This window comes from Rhabdochromatium marinum, assembly GCF_016583795.1.
Classification (GTDB): Bacteria; Pseudomonadota; Gammaproteobacteria; order Chromatiales; family Chromatiaceae; genus Rhabdochromatium; species Rhabdochromatium marinum.
Genome location: NZ_NRRS01000007.1, coordinates 1 through 18,013 on the forward strand (window position 1 = coordinate 1; position 18,013 = coordinate 18,013).

At 63.2% G+C, this 18,013-nt stretch carries 7 protein-coding genes; 3 read left to right on the top strand and 4 right to left on the bottom strand.

What is annotated here, in order from left to right:
- Positions 1-76 precede the first annotated feature (76 nt).
- Positions 77-8,629, top strand: a complete 8,553-nt coding sequence (locus CKO36_RS03555) for a type I polyketide synthase (protein ID WP_200280647.1) — start codon at positions 77-79, stop codon at positions 8,627-8,629.
- Positions 8,626-11,937, top strand: coding sequence for a type I polyketide synthase (locus CKO36_RS03560; protein WP_200280650.1), 3,312 nt, complete (start codon positions 8,626-8,628; stop codon positions 11,935-11,937). Before CKO36_RS03555 ends, CKO36_RS03560 begins: the two co-directional genes overlap by 4 nt.
- On the opposite strand, the gene CKO36_RS03565 is transcribed toward CKO36_RS03560, so the two are convergent.
- The 4 genes from CKO36_RS03565 to CKO36_RS03580 form a co-directional block, all read right to left on the bottom strand.
- The gene (locus CKO36_RS03565) at positions 11,901-13,169 is read right to left on the bottom strand and encodes a hypothetical protein (RefSeq protein ID WP_200280653.1); all 1,269 of its coding nucleotides are present in this window, start codon (positions 13,167-13,169) and stop codon (positions 11,901-11,903) included. The two genes, CKO36_RS03560 and CKO36_RS03565, sit on opposite strands and share 37 nt — an antisense overlap.
- Before the next feature lie 7 nt (positions 13,170-13,176).
- Positions 13,177-14,691, bottom strand: coding sequence for a serine hydrolase domain-containing protein (locus CKO36_RS03570; protein ID WP_200280656.1), 1,515 nt, complete (start codon positions 14,689-14,691; stop codon positions 13,177-13,179).
- A gap of 71 nt (positions 14,692-14,762) precedes the next feature.
- On the bottom strand, positions 14,763-15,779 hold the full coding sequence (locus CKO36_RS03575; RefSeq protein ID WP_200280659.1) for a tetratricopeptide repeat protein: 1,017 nt from the start codon (positions 15,777-15,779) through the stop codon (positions 14,763-14,765).
- Between the two features lie 54 nt (positions 15,780-15,833).
- Complete coding sequence (locus CKO36_RS03580; protein ID WP_200280662.1) at positions 15,834-16,940, bottom strand: GGDEF domain-containing protein; 1,107 nt, start codon at positions 16,938-16,940, stop codon at positions 15,834-15,836.
- Positions 16,941-17,085: 145 nt separating this feature from the next.
- On the opposite strand from CKO36_RS03580, the gene CKO36_RS03585 reads away from it, so the two are divergent.
- The gene (locus CKO36_RS03585; RefSeq protein WP_200280664.1) at positions 17,086-17,970 is read left to right on the top strand and encodes an alpha/beta fold hydrolase; all 885 of its coding nucleotides are present in this window, start codon (positions 17,086-17,088) and stop codon (positions 17,968-17,970) included.
- Positions 17,971-18,013 lie beyond the last annotated feature (43 nt).

Here is an 18,013-nt window from a genome sequence, read left to right on the forward strand (position 1 = left end):
CCACCCCATACCCACCCCGAACGCCTGACCGCCGGATGTGATCCAGGCGCGCAGCGCTGTAACCGCAAGCATCGAAATGGCCCCCACACCCGATTTTCTCTGCCTGACGCTCAGCCCCATCGAACTGACTCCACCGGGCATCGCCCTTGCCACCGCGCGGGCTGGTGGTATAGGCCTGCTTGACCATGAATGGTGCCCGGACGCACAGCTCAGCACGGCGGTGGAGAATCTCAACCGGCTGCGGAGCCTCACAAGCCCCTCCCAGGCCATCGGCCTGCGACTTGCCGCCGACCAGCTCGATGCAGACACCCTAACAGCGCTGCTCAATCCGCTGCTGGAACGCCCGCACTGGATCATCCTCTGCCAATGGACGCCGGCGACGCTGCACACCCAGCTCGGCAAACTGCCCGCCGCAGCCCAACGCCAGCTGCTGCTTGAAGTCACCGCTGCCGAGGCGCTGCAAGCACTGGAGACCATCCCCCCGGCCGTCACCGGCCTGCTCGCCAAGGGACATGAAAGCGGCGGCTGGGTGGGTGAGGATAGCGCCTTTGTACTGAGCCAAAAACTGCTGGCACATGGTCAGTGGCCAGTCTATGTCCAGGGCGCCATCGGCTCGCACAGCGCCGCCGCGTGCCGCGCCGCTGGCTGCGCAGGCGTCGTGCTCGACGACAGCTTGTGGCTGATGCCGGAATCCCCCTGGCCTGATGCCTGGCAGTCACTCCTGAACCACAGCAGTGGTCAGGATGCCCAATGCTTCGGCCCGCTGCGGGTACTGAAACGCCCTGGCTTCGCTGCCCTTGCACCCTTGCAGGATGCCACCACCCAAGGCGTGGATGACTCAGACGCCTGGCAAGCACTGGCGCAGTCCCAGATCGGCTGGGGCGATCCGGCCCGCAAGGCCTGGCCACTGGGCCAGGGTATCGACCATGCCAGCCGCTCACTAAAGAATCACAAAACCACTGGTCGCTATCTGCGCGCTCTGCTGCGCCAGAGTGCACAGAGCCTGGATCACAGCCAGCACCAACCGCAACTGCGAGCCGACGCGCCGCTGGCCCGCTCCCACGGCACGCGTTACCCCATTGTGCAGGGCCCCATGACCCGGGTCAGTGACTGCCCCGCTTTTGCCGCTGCGGTCGCCGCAGCCGGCGCCCTGCCGATGCTGGCGCTGGCGCTGTTACCCTCGGACACGGTTGCCGCTCTGCTGGCCGACACTCAGGCGCAACTGGGCGACCGGCCCTGGGGCGTCGGCCTGCTGGGCTTTGCACCGGCCGAGCTGTACGCCGCCCAGCTGGAGTGCATCCAGCGCGTGCGTCCGCGCTTTGCACTTATCGCCGGCGGCCGCCCCGATCAGGCTCAGGTGCTGGAAGCGCTGGGTATCGCCACTTACCTGCATGCGCCCACCCCGGCGCTGACGCGGCTTTATGTCGAGCAGGGTGCGCGCCGGCTGGTGTTCGAGGGACGCGAGTGCGGCGGTCATGTCGGCCCCCTCAGCAGCTTCGCACTCTGGGAAGGCGTGGTCGCCACCCTGCTGGAAACCGTGCCTGAATCTCAGGCCCCGGACATGCACCTGTTGTTTGCCGGTGGCATCCACGACCACCGCTCGGCACAGATGATCGAGGCACTGGCCGCTCCGCTGGCGGCGCGCGGCATGAAAATCGGCGTCCTCATGGGCACCGCCTATCTGTTCACCCGCGAGGCGGTCAGCACCAAGGCTATTCTGCCCGGCTTTCAGCAGCAGGCCCTGGCCTGCACGCGTACCGTCAACCTGGAAACCGGCCCCGGCCATGCCTCGCGCTGCGCCCTCACCCCCTTTGCCGACACCTTCGAGCACACCCGCCAGGCGTTGCGCCAACAGGGCCGCACCGCCGACGACATCCGCCAGGCGCTGGATCAACTGTGCCTCGGGCGCCTACGCGTCGCTGCCAAGGGGCTGACGCGCGACGGGGAGCAACTGGTCGAAGTCGATGCTGCCACCCAGGAACGCGAGGGCATGTACATGATCGGCCAGGTGGCCAGCTTGCGCGATGCCGTGATCAGCCTGGAGGAGCTGCATACGTCGCTCTGCACCCCCGAGCCGGACCAACAACCTGAGCCGGTCAGTCACTGCCAGAATCTTCCCGCCGCGCCAACCCCAAGCGACATCGCCATCGTGGGCATCGGCACCATCTTGCCGCGTGCCGATGACCCCGAGCGCTTCTGGTCCAACATCCTGGCTCAAATCGACAGCATCAGCGAGATTCCCGCCACCCGCTGGGACTGGCGGCTCTACTACGATGCCGACCCCAGCACGCGCGACAAGGTCTATTCCAAGTGGGGCGCCTTCCTCGACGAGGTGCCCTTTGACCCAGCACGCTTCGGTATCCCGCCCAAATCACTGCCGTCGATCGACCCCATCCAGTTGCTAAGCCTGGAGGCCGTGCGCCGCGCCCTGGAGGATGCCAACTATGGCGAGGGCGACTTTGATCGCGCCAATACCTCAGTGATTCTCGGCTACAGCGGCGGCCTGGGCGAGCTGGGGGAGCACTATGTGACCCGCGCGGAACTGAGCGCGCGCTTGGCCGGGCTGCCCTCGGCCGTCTTCGACCACCTGCCGGAATGGAGCGAAGACTCCTTCCCCGGTCTGCTGCCCAATGTCGCTGCCGGGCGGGTAGCCAATCGCTTTGACTGCGGCGGGGCCAATTTCACTCTTGATGCCGCCTGCGCCTCCTCGCTGACCGCCATTGATGTTGCGGTCAGTCAGCTCGACAGCGGCCGCTGTAACCTGGCCATTGCCGGTGGCGTAGACACCAAGCTGTCGCCCTTTGCCTATCTGTGCTTCTCGAAAACCCCGGCGCTGACGCCCCAGGAACGCGCCCGCCCCTTCGCCGCCGACACCGACGGCATTCTGCTCGGCGAGGGCGTGGCCATGGTGGTGCTCAAGCGCCTGGCCGAGGCTGAAGCAGATGGCGACCGCATCTATGCGGTGATCAAGGCCAGCGCTAGCTCCAGCGATGGCAAGGCGCTGGGCCTGACCGCGCCGCGCGCCAGCGGTCAGCGCCTGGCCTTTGATCGCGCCTATGCCCGCGCCGGGATCACTCCGGCCAGCCTGGGACTCTACGAGGCGCATGGTACCGGCACCCGCCTGGGCGACGAGACCGAGCTGGGCAGCGTCCAGCAGCTGCTGGCTGATCACCGCGCTCCGGCGCGCAGCTGCGCCCTGGGCGCGGTGAAGGCACTGATCGGTCATACCAAAAGCACCGCCGGCGTGGCGGCATTGATCAAAGCCACCCTGGCGCTGCATCATCGCACCCTGCCCCCGCAACCCGGTGTGCAACAGCCCCTGGCCAGCCTGTGCGATCCGGCCAGCCCCCTGTATCTGCCCAGTGAGCCGCTGCCCTGGCTAAGTCCGGATGGACACCCGCGCCGGGCCGGCGTCAGCGCCTTCGGTTTCGGTGGCGCCAATAGCCATGCCGTGCTGGAGGAATATCAGGGCAACCTGCACTCAGCCCGCGCCGGCGGCGAGTTGTGGCCCCAGGAGCTGATTCTGCTGGCCGCCGAGTCCCGCGCCGCGCTGGGTGAACGCATCACCGCCCTGCAAGACCAGCTACAGACACCGGAATCGGCTCCCGCACTGCTCACCCTGGCCAGCGACTGCGCCCGAGTGCTCACCCGCGACAGCGACAGCAATAGCGACGGTGACCAATCGCCAGCCCCCTGGCGCCTGGCGATTGTCGCCAGTGATGTTGCCGGCCTTGGCACGGCGCTCGCGCAAGCGAAAGCGGCGCTGGAGGCCGCGAGCCGCCCGCCGCTGCCCCCGCATATTTGCCTGACCCGCCCCGACGGCCCCCTGAAAACGCCCAACTCGGGGCAACTGGCCTTTCTGTTCCCCGGACAGGGCGCCCAATATCCCAACATGGGGCGCGAAGCGGCCCTGTGGTTCGACCCGGTGCGCGGCGCCTGTGAGCGCGCCGAACGGCTGTTCGCCCCCGAGCTGTCGCAGCCACTGAGCCAATATCTGTGGCCACGCGGGTTTGCTGATGAGCTGGAGTCCGCTACGGCGGCACTCACCGCCACTGAGATCGCGCAACCGGCCCTGGGAGCCATTGAACTGGGCTATCTGGATCTGCTCAGCCGCTGCGGCCTCAGCCCCGAGCTGGTCGGTGGTCACAGCTATGGTGAGTTCGTTGCCCTGGCCGCCGCCGGGGTTCTGAGCCCGAATGACCTGCTGCGTCTGTCGCGCGCCCGGGGTCTGGCGATGGCTGCCGCCAGCGGGGCTGGCGCCATGGCCGCTGTGCAGGCGCCGCGTGAGCGGCTGCAATCCCAGCTCAAAAACAGCGACCCCAGCGGTCAACTGGTGCTTGCCAACCATAACGCCCCCGAACAGTCGGTGGTCTCCGGGCCGCGCGCCGCTGTCGAGGCGCTGCTTGCGCAACTGGAAGCGGACGGCCTCAAGGTCCGACGACTGCCGGTGGCCGGTGCCTTCCATTCACCGCTGATGGCCGACTCGCTGGGCCCGCTGAGCGCCGCGATTGATCAGGTGACGCTGCATGCTCCGCGCCTTCCGGTTTATTCCAACATCCAGGCCCAGCCTTACCCGAGCGATCCAGAGGCAGTGCGCACCCAGCTCAATCAGCATCTGCTGAGTCCAGTGGAATTCGTCGCTCAGATTCAGGCCATGTACCAAGCCGGCGCGCGCCTGTTTGTCGAAGTCGGCCCCCGCGCCATTCTCAGCGGTCTGACCGGCCAGATTCTGGCCGATCAGCCGCATCTAGCGGTGGCTGTGGATGGCGCTGGCGGTGGACTGCGCGGCCTGCTGTGCGCCCTTGCAGCGCTGTTTGCCGAAGGCGTTGACTTAAACAACGAGGCTTTGTTCACCGGTCGCCGCGCCCCACAGCGTCCAACCACAACCGCCCAGTGGCTGGTCAGCGGTGGCGGTGTGCGCCGTCGTGATCAGACGCCCAGTCTTCCGACGCCCATTGCCATCGCCGCGCCGCCAACCGAACCATCAGCAGCAACCATCAGCCGCTCACGCCCGGAGCCCAGCGCGGAACCAATGTCGAATTCCAATTCAAGTGCAGCTCCCAACCAGGAAGCCACCCTCGCGGCCTATCGCGCCTATCAAGCCACCATGCAGCAATTCCTCGCGCTGCAAGAACGGGTAATGACAGGCCTCCTGTCTGGCTCCATGCCTGAAATGACTGGCGTGCCTGGTCTGCCTGGTATGCCAGACGGGCCAAGTGGATCTGACGCGCGCTCTGAACATCCCAACCAGGCGGATCTGACCGCAGCGCTACCCACAATGCCCGCTGCCGCTGTCAGATCCGAACACCACTGGAACGGACAGCAAACTGCTCCAACCAACCCCGCGTCCGAAGCTGAATCCAGCGTCAATTCCGCCCGCCCAACCGAGCGTCCGCTGGATCGCGCTGCCCTGCTCGCCCGTGCCACGGCTGTGGTCAGCGACTGCACCGGCTATCCACCCGAGATGCTCGGGCCGGATCTGGCACTGGAGGCCGAGCTGGGCATCGACTCCATCAAGCGGGTGGAAATCATTGCCGGTCTCGAAAAAACATTGCCCGACGCCCTGGCCAGTGCCATGCGCGCGCAGATGGAGCCGATCAGTCGGGCTGGCACCCTGAATCAGCTCATCGATCAGCTTGCGCAACTGATTCCTGCCAGCCCGAGCACCACGGCAGACGAGGTTGCCATTACACCAGCCGATGTGGATACGCCATCCCCCGCTTCGCCTCCCAGCGTCCTGGACCGCCAGTCTCTGCTGGAGATCTTGGTCGGCGTGGTCAGCGACTGCACCGGCTATCCGCCCGAAATGCTTGGGCTGGACCTGGCGCTGGAGGCCGAGCTGGGCATCGATTCCATCAAACGGGTGGAAATCATTGCTGGTATCGAAAAAAAGCTGCCCGCCGCCCTAGCCAGCGCCATGCGCGCGCAGATGGAATCCATCAGCCGCAGTGCAACACTCAATGCCATGGCTGAAGCACTGCTGGGCTTGCAGACCGACAATCATAGCCAGGCCGGCAATCAGTCCAACACCAAAACCGACAGCGAACCCAGCCCGCCACTCCCATCTTCGCCCCAGACACTGGGTCGCTACCTGATGCGCGCCATGCCCGCCCCGCTCGCGCATGTGCCGCGCGCCAGTCTCCAAGGACAAGTGCTGATCACCGAAGATGCCCTGGGCGTCGCCAGCGCATTGGCCTCAGCACTGCAAGCGCAGGGCATCCCAACATCCCGGCTTAACAACGCGGATTTGGACACTCAAGAACATCTGGTGCAGGCGCTTGTCGAAGCCCGCGCGGCCTCCGGCCCCATCGGCGCGCTGGTGCATCTGGCTGGCCTGGAAACTGCTGACCTGCCGGACACCCTGGCCGACTGGCAACGCCAGAGCGCACGCCAGGTCAAGCAATTATTTGTGCTGTTGCAGCAGTGCGCGGCCGAGCTGCGCACGCGTCAAGCGCCGGTGCTCAGCGCTTCGCTGCTCGGTGGCGCCTTTGGTCGCAATGGCCGTTGCGGCCCTGGTCTGCCACTCGGTGCCGCTGCCGCTGGACTGCTCAAAACCGCCCGCCTCGAATGGCCCGAACTGCGCACGCGAGCCATCGACTTCCCGGACGCCGAGCCTGCGCTCCTGGCGCAGTGGCTCACCGATGAGCTGTTGGCCAGCGACGACGCGGACGAAATCGGCTATGCCGAGGGTCAGCGCGCAGTCTTTACCGCTATCGCCGCGCCAACCCAACCAGCGACACAACAGCCACCGACCCCACAATCGCCAGTAGAGCCAGCCGCAGACTGGGTCGTCCTGGCGCTGGGCGGTGCGCGCGGTATCACCGCTGCAATTCTGCGTGATTTGCTGTGCCCCGGCATGACACTGGTGCTGGTTGGGCGCAGCCCGCTGAAGCCGGAAGCGCCAGCCACTCAGGGGCTGAAGGACGACGATGCCTTACGAACAGCCCTAATCGAGCAGGCGCGCCAGAGCGGACAGGCGCCAACCCCAGTTGCAATCGACCGACAGCTGCGCCAACTCAAGCGGGCGCGCGAGATCGTCAGCAACATTGAAGCCTTCGAGGCCGCTGGCGCACGGGTGCATTACCATCCGATTGATGCACGGGATTCCAGCGCCCTGATCGAGCTGATCGACACCATCTATCAAGACCACGGCCGCATCGATGCCCTGCTCCAGGGGGTCGGCATCATTGAGGATAAGCTGCTGCAAGACAAGGGCCCGGAGTCCTTTGCGCGCGTATTTGACACCAAGGTTGACAGCACCTGGCAGCTGTGCCGGCATCTCAAACCCGACAGTCTCAAGCTCGCCTTGCTGTTCGCCTCCATCGCCGGGCGTACCGGCAATCGCGGCCAGGCCGACTATGCCAGCGCCAATGAGGCAGTCAACCGCCTGGGCTGGTGGATGCACGAACACTGGCCCCAGACGCGGGTACTGGCAATCAACTGGGGACCTTGGGCCATCACCGGCATGGCCTCCGAGGCGGTCAACCGCCAGTTTCGCGAGCGCGGCGTGACCCCCATCCCGCCGGCCGCCGGCTGCCGTTTTGTACGCGATGAGCTGACCTATGGTGATCCGTCCCAGGTGGAACTGATTGCCGGGCTCTTTGAGGGACTGGAGACCAGTGACACAGCAGCAGGATCAGAATCTTATCCGCTGCTCGGGACACGGCGCCCAAGCCCGCAGGCCGACGGCAGCCGGACGCTCGACTATCGCTTCGACCTGGCGCGGGATCGTTATCTGGACCATCATCGCCTCGACGGAATCCCGGTGGTGCCAGCCGCTGTCGCGCTGGAGTTGATGGCCGAAGGCGTTGCCGCTGGCTGGCCAGCGCAGCCAGTCACCAGTATGCAGGATCTGCGCGTACTGCAGGGCATCACCCTGGAACAGGATCAAGCACGCGAGCTGCGCCTCTGGGCCCAGGCCAAAGCGACATCCGCCGGCGAACCGACCGTCATTGAGGCCGAAATTCGCGACCCTTCACTCCAGCGAACGCACTATCGCGCCTGCTTCACGCTGGGTGAGCCGAGCGATCCGACGACTGTCGCTGACCCAGTTGCTGCGCTGGTCGCCGCCCCGGCAGCACTCAGCACAGGCCAGCGCATGAGTGCCACGACCGCCTATGCCGAACATTGCTTTCATGGGCCACTGTTTCAGTGCCTGCACGGCGAACTGCTGATCGCGCCCACCGGGGTCGATGGTCAGCTGCACCCAAGCGATCCGCAAGCCTGGATCGCCGATGCGCCGCCCGAGGCCCGCTGGCTGTTCGATCCCGGTCTGGTTGATGCACTCTTACAGACGGTGATTTTGTGGGCACGGTTGCAACAGAGCCGCTATCCGCTGCCCACCGGCCTGCGTCGGGCCATGGTGCCAAACAAGGGCGTCGCCGGCCGAGATCCGCGTCAGCGCACCCAGCCACTGCATCTCACCAATCGCATTACCCAGTCGAGCCGCCACGGCAGCGAGCAGGATTTTCAGATCCGCGACGCCCAGGGCACCCTGGTGCTGCAACTTGACGGGGTCAGCGTCAGCCACAGCGACGCACTCAACCGCCTGGCGCCCGTACCATCCGCCCCGCCCAATCACGGACAAGCAGCCCCCGGACATCCAACCCACGGAACCCCAGCCCCATGAGCGCCGCCGCACATCAGGATCAGGACGTTGCCATCATCGGTCTGTCGGGGCTGTTTCCCGGCAGTGCCACAGTAGAGCACTTCTGGAACAACATTCTGGCCGGCCGCGATCTGGTGCAAGAGGCACCCGATACCTGGGCGCAGCCCTGGTACGATCCTGACGGCCCTGATCTGGGCATGGACTCAGCGCGTATCCGCACCCGCAAGGTCGGGCTGCTGGGCGATCTGGCGGTGTTCGATCCGTTCGCCTTCGGCATCCCGCCCAAGGCGGTTGAGGGCGACCCGGCGCATTACATGGCGCTGCAACTGGCTGGCGATGCCTTGCAGGATGCTGGTTATCAGGAGCGTTCCTTCAACCGCGAGCGCACCGGCGTGATTGTTGGGCGGGGTTCGAGCCCCAACCGTGGCGACGTCCTGGGCATGCAATACGGCCTAGTGATCGACCAGACGCTCGATTTGCTCAGCACCCTGATGCCAGACATCGACCACCAGCGGCGCGAAGTGCTGCGTGCGGCACTGAAGCGCAGCCTGCCCCAGGTCGAGACCGAGCACGCACCGACGCTGATTTCCAACGTCATCAGCGGGCGCATTTCCAATCGGCTCGATCTCATGGGGCCGAGCTATCTGGTCGATTCGGCCTGTTCTTCGAGCCTAATCGCGCTGGATCTTGGCGTGCGCGATCTGAACTCCGGGCGCTGTGACATGGTGCTGGTCGGGGGCATACAGGCCTCAATGCCGGCGCAGATTTATATGCTGTTTCAGCAGATCGGCGCCCTGGCTGCGGGTGACATCCGCCCCTTCGATGCCAGCGCCAGCGGCACCCTGCTCGGCGAGGGTGCGGGCTTCGCGGTCATCAAGCGTCTGGCCGATGCGGTGCGCGATGACGATCAAATCTATGCCGTAATCAAAGGCGTCGGTGTCGCCAGCGACGGCAAGGCCATGGGGCTGCTGGCGCCGCGACTCGAAGGCGAGGCCCTGGCCATTCGCCGCGCCTACGAACAGACCGGCATCGCGCCCGCATCCATCCGCCTGATCGAAGCCCATGGCACCGGCATCCCACTCGGCGACCGCACCGAGATCCAAGCGCTGAACCAAATCTTTGGCGCCCGACGCGGACATCTGCCCGATTGCGCCATCGGCTCGGTCAAATCCATGATTGGCCACTGCATCCCGGCCGCCGGCATGGCGAGCTTAATCAAGACCAGCCTGGCGCTGCACCATAAAATCCTGCCGCCCACCCTGTGCGGCGAGGTCAGCCCGGAACTTGGGTTGGAGCGTACCCCTTTCTATGTCAACACCCGCACTCGCCCCTGGGTGCAGGGCGGCGATTGTCCCAGACGTGCCGGCATCAATGCCTTTGGCTTTGGTGGCATCAACACCCATGCCATTTTGGAAGAAGACCGGCCACCGACGGCACTGCCGCCGCCGGGACTGGGACGCTGGCTGCTGCGCGACTCGCAGCGTGCCGCAGCCCGGCTGGCCGCTGGTCCCATGGTGAAGGCCGGCACCGGCAGCTGGCCAAGCGAACTGCTGGTATTTGCCAGCGCCAGCCGCGCCGCCCTGTTGGATCAGATTGGCGACCTGCTGGCCCGGTTGTCGACTGAGCCGGACGAAGCACGGCAAGAGACGTCGCACACAACCTTGGGCGAACTGGCGGCGCAATGCTGGCGTGAGCAAGGGACTGGCCCGATACGTCTGGCCGTGGTGGCCAGCGATCTGGCCGACCTGCGTGCCAAGCTTGCGCTGCTGCGCGATAAACTGCCCGGCCTGTTTGCCTCGAAAAAACAACGCCCTAGCCTCAGCACCCGCAAGGGCCTTTTCTATGCCGAGATAGCCCCCGAGGCTGAGTCCGAGACTGAATCCGAGGCTAAGCCGGAAACTAAAGCGGCCCCTAGTAAGATCGCCTGGCTGTTTTCCAGCGAGGGTGCTCAGTACCCGAACATGCTCGCCGATCTGGCGGTGCATCTGCCACAGGTGCGGCGCTGGTTTGACTTTCTGGATGACATCTTCCCGCGCGACCCGCGCCCGAGCGCGCAGCTGTTTCCAGCCCCGACCACGCTCGATCCTGCCGCCCGGGACTGGCTGCATGCGCAGTTGCATGCCGGCGATCTGGCCACCGAAAGCATTTCCATGGCCAGCCATGCGCTCTACGAACTGTTGCGCGATCTGGGCATTCCCTGCGATGCCATGATCGGGCACAGCGCGGGCGAGCATGTCGCCCTGCGCGCCAGCGGTCTGGCACGCACCACCTCCATGGAAGGCTTTCGCGACCAACTGCGTGCCCTGAACCAGCTCTATCAACAGATGGAAGAACAGGGGCTGCTGGCCACCGGACGCCTGATCTCAATCGGCGCCCTGGACGATGCGGCGCTGGCAGCCCTGCTGCGGGAGCGTCACGACCATTTGTATTTGGTAGCAGACAACTGCGCCAATCAGGCGATAGTCTTTGTCGAAGAATCCCAGTACCAGGCACTCCAAGCCCAGTTGCAGGCCCTCGGTGCCATCCATGCGGAGCTGCCCTTCGACCGCGCCTATCACACCCCCTTATTCGCATCTGGCGCCGCCGCCATACGCGCCTTCTATGCCGAGCAGATTGAAACCAGCGCCGCCGAGGTGCCGGTCTACAGTTGCAGCACTGCCGCTCCCTATCCCAGCGCGGGAGGACCAGCCAGTCTTGATATTGCCGCCGAGCAATGGACCAAGCCGGTGCGGTTTCGCGACACCATTGAGGCACTCTATCGCGACGGGGTGCGGGTGTTTATCGAGGTGGGCGCAAATAGCTCGCTCACCGCCTTTGTCGACAGCATCCTCAAAGGCCGTGATGCACTCACCGTGGCGTCCAATGTCCAGGATCGCCCGGCGCTCGAACAACTCCAGCACCTGCTAGGGCAACTCTTTGTCCGGGGGATTGCGCTGGATCTTGAACCGCTGTTTGCAGAACGCATCGCAAGCAAGGCGGTTGGTGCCGCCGCAAACCGCCGCCGTCAGTATCCGCAACTCAAATTATCCGGCGAGCTGCCGCACCTGAGTCTGGATGCCGAGACGGTACAGCAACAGCACGACTGGCTTGCGAGCAACCGGACAACCGCCGTGCCCCCTCCTGCCGAGGCTTTACAAAACGAAGCCCCCCTCAGGCAGGAAATCGTTATGCAGCATTTTCGGCTCATGCAAGCCTTTCTCGACAGCCAATCCCGCATGGCCAGCCTGCTTACCCAGCAGACCGACAACCAGGCTGCGAACCAGTCCGCGAAGGATGCGCCGGACAGGTCACATCAGTCGAGAAACAGCACAAAGGTAAAGGTTCCCTGAGCAGTTTCCACCTGTCGCAAGACAGGCGGAAAATCGGCTGGGAAGCCCCATGGCAGACTTGCGGGCATTTCAAGTCTTGCCTTGCCAAGATTATGCTCTGGTTCAAACAGCAGATAGCGATCAAAGGTGAAGCTGCTGCCATTGTCATCACTGCGCAGCAGTCGGACAACATCATGGTAGGGTCGAGGGTTGGCTGAACTGGCAATATACAGCCGCCCATCGGCGGTGGTTGCAATCTGCATATAGGGACTGGATGCACCCAGCCGACGAATTCGCACCGCACCCAAGGGATCCAAGGGTGACCAGCGCAGATGCAGAAGTTTCCCATTGCTCACAGTGACCATCTGCACCTGCTGCATAGAGTCAACCACGGCATTGAAGTGGGCACCATGACGGTCTTTCAAACCATCATCCGCTGTATAGTCAAATAACTGGACATGGTTCCAGGTTTCCGGGTCTTCGAGCATCGGACAATAGCTCAAATTCAGTCGATACTTGGAACTGTGCGCACTCCCGCCATCGGTATAAAGCAGCACCATGGAAGTGCCGAGTGTCAGAATGCGCGCGCTCTTGCGCTCAGAACGACTGAAACGACCAAAGTCAGTGTCGAGCCAGCGAAAAACATCGTCTTCTGATCGCAAACCAACCCGAATGCGCGATTGGCCGGTCTGAGCATTCAACTCGGTAAAAGCCACCCACAAACGCCCCATCACATCAAATGCAAGGGTAGCACGTTGCGCACGAAACGACTCAGTGGCTGGAATTAAAACCTGAGAGGCTTCAAGCTGCCATGCACCATCACCGGCCTGAACAGCGGTGGCATACATCAGGGAGGCGTCTACAGCGGGATATAGCAGATGCAGACGCCCATTCTGATAGAGCAGATCCGCTTTTGGGCGCGCGCCGGTTGCGGAAATCTCGAGTGTCGGCGTCCAACTCCAGCCCAAATCCTGACTTGAGAAGACGTTTAATCCCCTTTGCAGCCGTTTTGATCCGGCAATGAGCACATGCAATCCAAAGTCCGGTGTAACCCACAGGTGTTCCTGGTGGCGATTGGAGAGAGCCCCCTGGATCATAGAGGTCATCGGAGCCGGTCGCCCATTCAACAGGATCTCCCTTGCAGGCGAGGGAAACAAGGGACCGGCCATACCCATGGCGGGCAGCAGCCAAACCAGCAGACCGCAGACCAGATAAGCGCAGCGCATCCGGCAGGAGCGAGTATGGGCCGGCATCAGACGCTCACAAGGCCTCGCGCGAGCGTCTGCGGGCATCCCGCGCAGCGGCTACGGCCTGCTGACAATCGATGGAAAAATCTTGCCGTAAATCCTGATAACAGCGCCACAACGCCGGTCGGTCATGGATGACATCCGGACATAGACGCTGAACATCGTCTCGACACGCCTGTCTCAAGTCGCGCCGCACCTGAGCGGCCGCTCCATCCACACTCCCGAAAGTACCGCCAGCCACAGATCGACTCGCGATCCCCGGTGACACTGTTCCCATGACGGACTGGCCGGTGAGCAGAATTGACAAAAACTCACTGTCCTTCCAGTCCCCACCCCTGGTGTTGCCTTGGCGAAGAATCACCAGACGGCGCGATGGAATCACATAGAGCCGCTGCTTGCCCTGCCCGGCAGCCATCACCAGATCCGGCGGACCCTCGCGGTAGATATAGCCATCATCAGTGCGGTCGAGTCGGCGCTGGTTCGCCCCATCCGCCAGGTCATGACTCTGACTGGCGCTGGCATTATGGTTAAGCCACAGCGTCAAACCGTAAGCTGGGTTGGCGGTGCTCCCCTGAAAAATCTCGCGCAAATATTCAGGTTTTATCAGCGCGCGCCCCTGCCAACGTCCCTGATTGACGATCAGCTGACCGATTTTGATCCATTCACGCGGTGCCACATGCGCCCCGGAGGGCATAATCGGATGTCCGTCGGCGTCGCGCATCCATTCTCCAATGCTCAGGCCCATCGGATCCAACAAGCGCTCCTGCAAATAAGCCAGCGGATCGGTGGTACGGCGCCCCGCCGCGCGCAGCTTGCGCTCCAACCAGGCACCAAACACGAACAAATGGCTTGGACCATAAGTAAAGGTGGTACCCGGCTCCGCCACGGCGGGCACTTGCAAAGCCTGGGCGAATTTATTTCCCGAACGTGGATTGCCGCGCAGTGTTGCGATGGCAGGGTCCAAGCCGCTGGTGAAATTCAGCAGTTGGCGCACGGTGATGCGTGACTTGCGCGGGTCGGACTGCCATTCGGTGATGGTATTGGCCACGCGCTCATCGAGATTAATCACTCCATCCTGAGCAGCGGCAACGGCCAGCAGTCCCCAAAAGGTCTTGGTGCCGCTGGCCAAACGATGCGGTTTTTCAGCCCCCCCATCGGCGCCGTAACGCTCAAACAACACTCGTCCAGCGGCGGTCATCACGATGAGCGCATCACCATCGCGCGCGCGTGAGTAATCAGCCGCGCGCTGCAAATTATCCGCGCTGGGCTCGGCCCGATCGGCTCCCGTAACCGACTCGGAGTAATCCGGGAGCGCCGTCTCAGCCGTTATGCGATGCGCCTTTGCGGTGGAATTACTAAGCTCGGTGTCGTCACCTGGCGCGAAGACGGGGGCTGTCTCAGTCACCGAGGTGTGGCTGTCCACAAAAAAGTCCAGCAAGCTGCAACCACCCAGCAGTGGCATCGTTATAAACGCCAGCAGCACCGCCAGCAACAGCCGATGTGACCGCAAGTTCAGCCGAACAGGCATAATCCATCCCTCACAATAAGCACACTATGAACCACGGCTTGCTTGCCTATATCTAATCAGACGCTGCGCAATCAAACGCCGCGCGCCTGCCCGTCGCGCCGGGCATCAATGATCTCCGAGGTGGCACGCTTGGCGTTTTGAGCCACAGCCTCCCAGCGGCTGTCATCGCCATCATCGGCCAAAATATCCAGGGTATCGAAACCTTCAATCTCGACCGCTTGCCCGCTGATCAGCACCGCACCGCGATACTCTTCCGTGGCCTCTTTATGCAGGCCCCGAGCGGTGTAGAGGTCGCCCCACAGCTTGTGCAGCAGCGCCGAGTACTGATCGCGCTGGGGAGTTGAGTTCAGCAACAGCTCAGCCTCCTCAAGCTGGCCGGCACCAATGCAGGCTTCCGCCAGCCCGAGGCGAATGCCCAGTTTCTGTTCCTCGGGGTCAAGCTCCACGGCCTTGCGATAGGCGCGCAACGCCTGATCGAACTGCTTGGCAAACAGATGCAGACGCCCCACAATGGCATGCGACTCCGGATCTGTGGGCTGAATCCGCAAGGCCGCCTTGGCCTGGGCCATGGCATCACTGGGACGCCCGACCCGCTGCAAGGCCAGGGCAATGCGCTTGCGCACTGGCAGCATGCGCGGATTAAACCCCAGCGCCCGCGACCAGGACTCAATCGCCAGCTCCAGCTGCTCGCTGCGTATATGCACAAACCCGATAGCCGCGTGCGCAATAGCTGAGCGCTCATTGACGCGCAGCGCATTCAGGAAGGCTTCGCGCGCTTTCTCGAGTTCGCCGCGCTGGAAATAAATCCGCCCGCTTCTGAGATAGGGCTGCGCATGGGTCGGATCGAGCTCAATGGCGGTATTGAAATGCTCCAGGGCGTCGTCAAAGTCTTTCTTGCGTGCCTTGATACGCCCGATAGCCAAATGCACAAAGGCGTTGGCCTGATCCTCACGCACCAAGGTTTCGAACTCGGTCAGGGCCTCATCGAAGCGCTTGTCGGCCAGCAGCTTCTTGCCGCGCTTGATGCTGGCCTCGGTCGCCGCCGAGCGATTAACGCGCTTGATGGTTGGAACAAAGGTACTGGTCATGGCAAAAAACTGTCGGAGTCTGAAAATTGAAACGGAATCTGTGAATTTAGCGCACTATACCACCCGTCCCCGTCCACTGCCCTTGGCTTGATAGAGCGCGGCATCAGCCACTTGCATCAACGCCTGCCCGGCACGAGCGATATCCTCGCAGAGTTGCTCCGATTCCATGGATCCGACACCAACGGACAGGCCAATCGAGATGCTGACGCCATCCTCAAGCAGCAGTGGCTCGGTACTGATGACACCACGAATGCGTTCGCCCATATTCAGCGCATCGGCGTAACTAGTCGCCGGCAACAGCAGCGCCAGTTCATCACCGCCAAAGCGCGCCGCGATGTCGCCGCTCCTGAGCGCCGAACGCAGGCGATTGGCCACTTCCCGCAACACCGCATCGCCGGCACTGTGGCCATATTGGTCATTGATCTGCTTAAACAAATCCAGATCCAGAAACAGGCACGACAGTGGCTGGCCTTCACGCCGCGCCCGGTCAACCTCGGCATGCAGACGTTGTTCCAGCGAGCGCCGATTGTGCAGCCCAGTTAGCGGATCGGTCAGCCCCCCAAGTTCAAGGCGCGCGCGATTGGTGGCATTCTCCAGACAGACTGCGCAAATGGCGGCCAGCCGCGCCAGTGCATGCGTCTGCAATTCCGGATCATAGCGCTGCGCATCGTGACTGCCGAGCCCCAGCAGGCCAAGCAACCGCTGTTCGCGCAGCAGGGGCAGCAGCGCGATACTCCGCACCGCGCCACCCCCTTCGAACAGCGGCGGCACTCCGGCTTCATCCAGCATTCTGAGCTGGGGCTGGCGCAAATGGGCTAGTTCGGTTGGAATCCGCTCAAACAGCACATCCTTGGGTGCTTGTACCTCAGTCGCATCGAGCAGACTGCGAATGCGCCGATCCGCATCCGGCAGCAACAGACGCGCCTGATCGATATGAAAGCGCGCGCGCAGATCGCCGGTCATGCCATCAAGCAGCCGTTCGAGCGAGCCAATGCTGAGCAGCACCATTTCCAGATCATGCAAACGCTGAAACAAAGCCTCGGTTTCGACCGCACGGTGGCGCAGCGACTCCAGCTGCGCATTCAGGCGACCATTTTCCAACTCCAATTCCAACGCATAACGCTCGCTTGCGTGCGTGTCTGCTTCAATGACCACTGTCATGGTATTAAATATCCTGTACTGCAATGCACCCTCGGCAGCATAGGCGATTGCTTCCCGCCTGCCAACACAAGCACAAGCCAAAGGTGACGCAGGTTCGGATCGCGCTATACTCCCGAGTTTGCCACCCGCACCTACGGAGACTTGCATGGAACAGTCATTCACGACCAAGCTGCCCGACGCACTTGAGGCACCGCGCGCGCGCTTCGCCAGCTCGGGCCTGCCGGAAGTCAATTATTACCTTGACGGCCCCGAGAATGCCGACCCCATCGTGCTGCTGCACAGTATCAATGCCGCCCCCAGCGCCTTTGAGATGAAGCCGCTGTTTGATCACTATCGTGCCGAGCGCCGCGTCTATGCGCTCGAACTGCCCGGGTTTGGCCTGTCCGATCGCAGCGACCGAGTCTACTCTCCTGAACTCTATGCCGAGGTGATTGGCCGCTTCCTCACCGAGGTGGTCAAGGCGCCAGCGGATGTCATCAGCTTTTCGCTGAGTTCAGAATTCACCGCACGGGCCGCCTTGCAACATCCCGAGAGCTTTCGCCGCCTGACCTTCCTCTCCCCCACCGGCTTTTCCAAGCGCCGTCTGCCCAGCGCCAAGACCGGCAAGCGCCTGCATCGCCTGTTCAGCCTGCCGCTGTTCGGCCCGGCGCTCTATGCCTTGGTCACCACCCGCCCAAGTGTGCGCTATTTCATGAAGCTCAGCTTCGTCACCGAACCGGCCGAGGAGCTGATCGACTATGCCTATGCCACCTCGCACCAGCCGGGGGCTCGCCATGCACCCTTCTATTTTCTCTCCGGGCAGCTCTTCACTCACAACCCGGTCGAACAGCTCTATGCCAAGCTCCAGATGCCGGTGCTGGCGATTCATGATCGCGACGCCAATGTCACCTTCGACCAGTTGCCCGAGCTGATTGCACGTAAAAGTAACTGGCAGGTAACGCGGATCGAGCCAACGCTGGGTATGCCGCAATGGGAGCAACCGCAGAAGACCATCGCCGCCATCGATGCCTTCTGGCAAGCGCACGCCTAAGCGCGCCCTTTCTTGATCGACCAAAAAGCCTTTAGAATTGGCC

What these genes read in the sequence shown, in the direction of transcription:
- CKO36_RS03555 (WP_200280647.1), top strand. Translation starts at nt 77, where the DNA reads ATGGCCCCCACACCCGATTTTCTCTGCCTGACGCTCAGCCCCATCGAA.
- CKO36_RS03560 (WP_200280650.1), top strand. Translation starts at nt 8,626, where the DNA reads ATGAGCGCCGCCGCACATCAGGATCAGGACGTTGCCATCATCGGTCTG.
- CKO36_RS03565 (WP_200280653.1), bottom strand. Translation starts at nt 13,169, where the DNA reads ATGCCGGCCCATACTCGCTCCTGCCGGATGCGCTGCGCTTATCTGGTC.
- CKO36_RS03570 (WP_200280656.1), bottom strand. Translation starts at nt 14,691, where the DNA reads ATGCCTGTTCGGCTGAACTTGCGGTCACATCGGCTGTTGCTGGCGGTG.
- CKO36_RS03575 (WP_200280659.1), bottom strand. Translation starts at nt 15,779, where the DNA reads ATGACCAGTACCTTTGTTCCAACCATCAAGCGCGTTAATCGCTCGGCG.
- CKO36_RS03580 (WP_200280662.1), bottom strand. Translation starts at nt 16,940, where the DNA reads ATGACAGTGGTCATTGAAGCAGACACGCACGCAAGCGAGCGTTATGCG.
- CKO36_RS03585 (WP_200280664.1), top strand. Translation starts at nt 17,086, where the DNA reads ATGGAACAGTCATTCACGACCAAGCTGCCCGACGCACTTGAGGCACCG.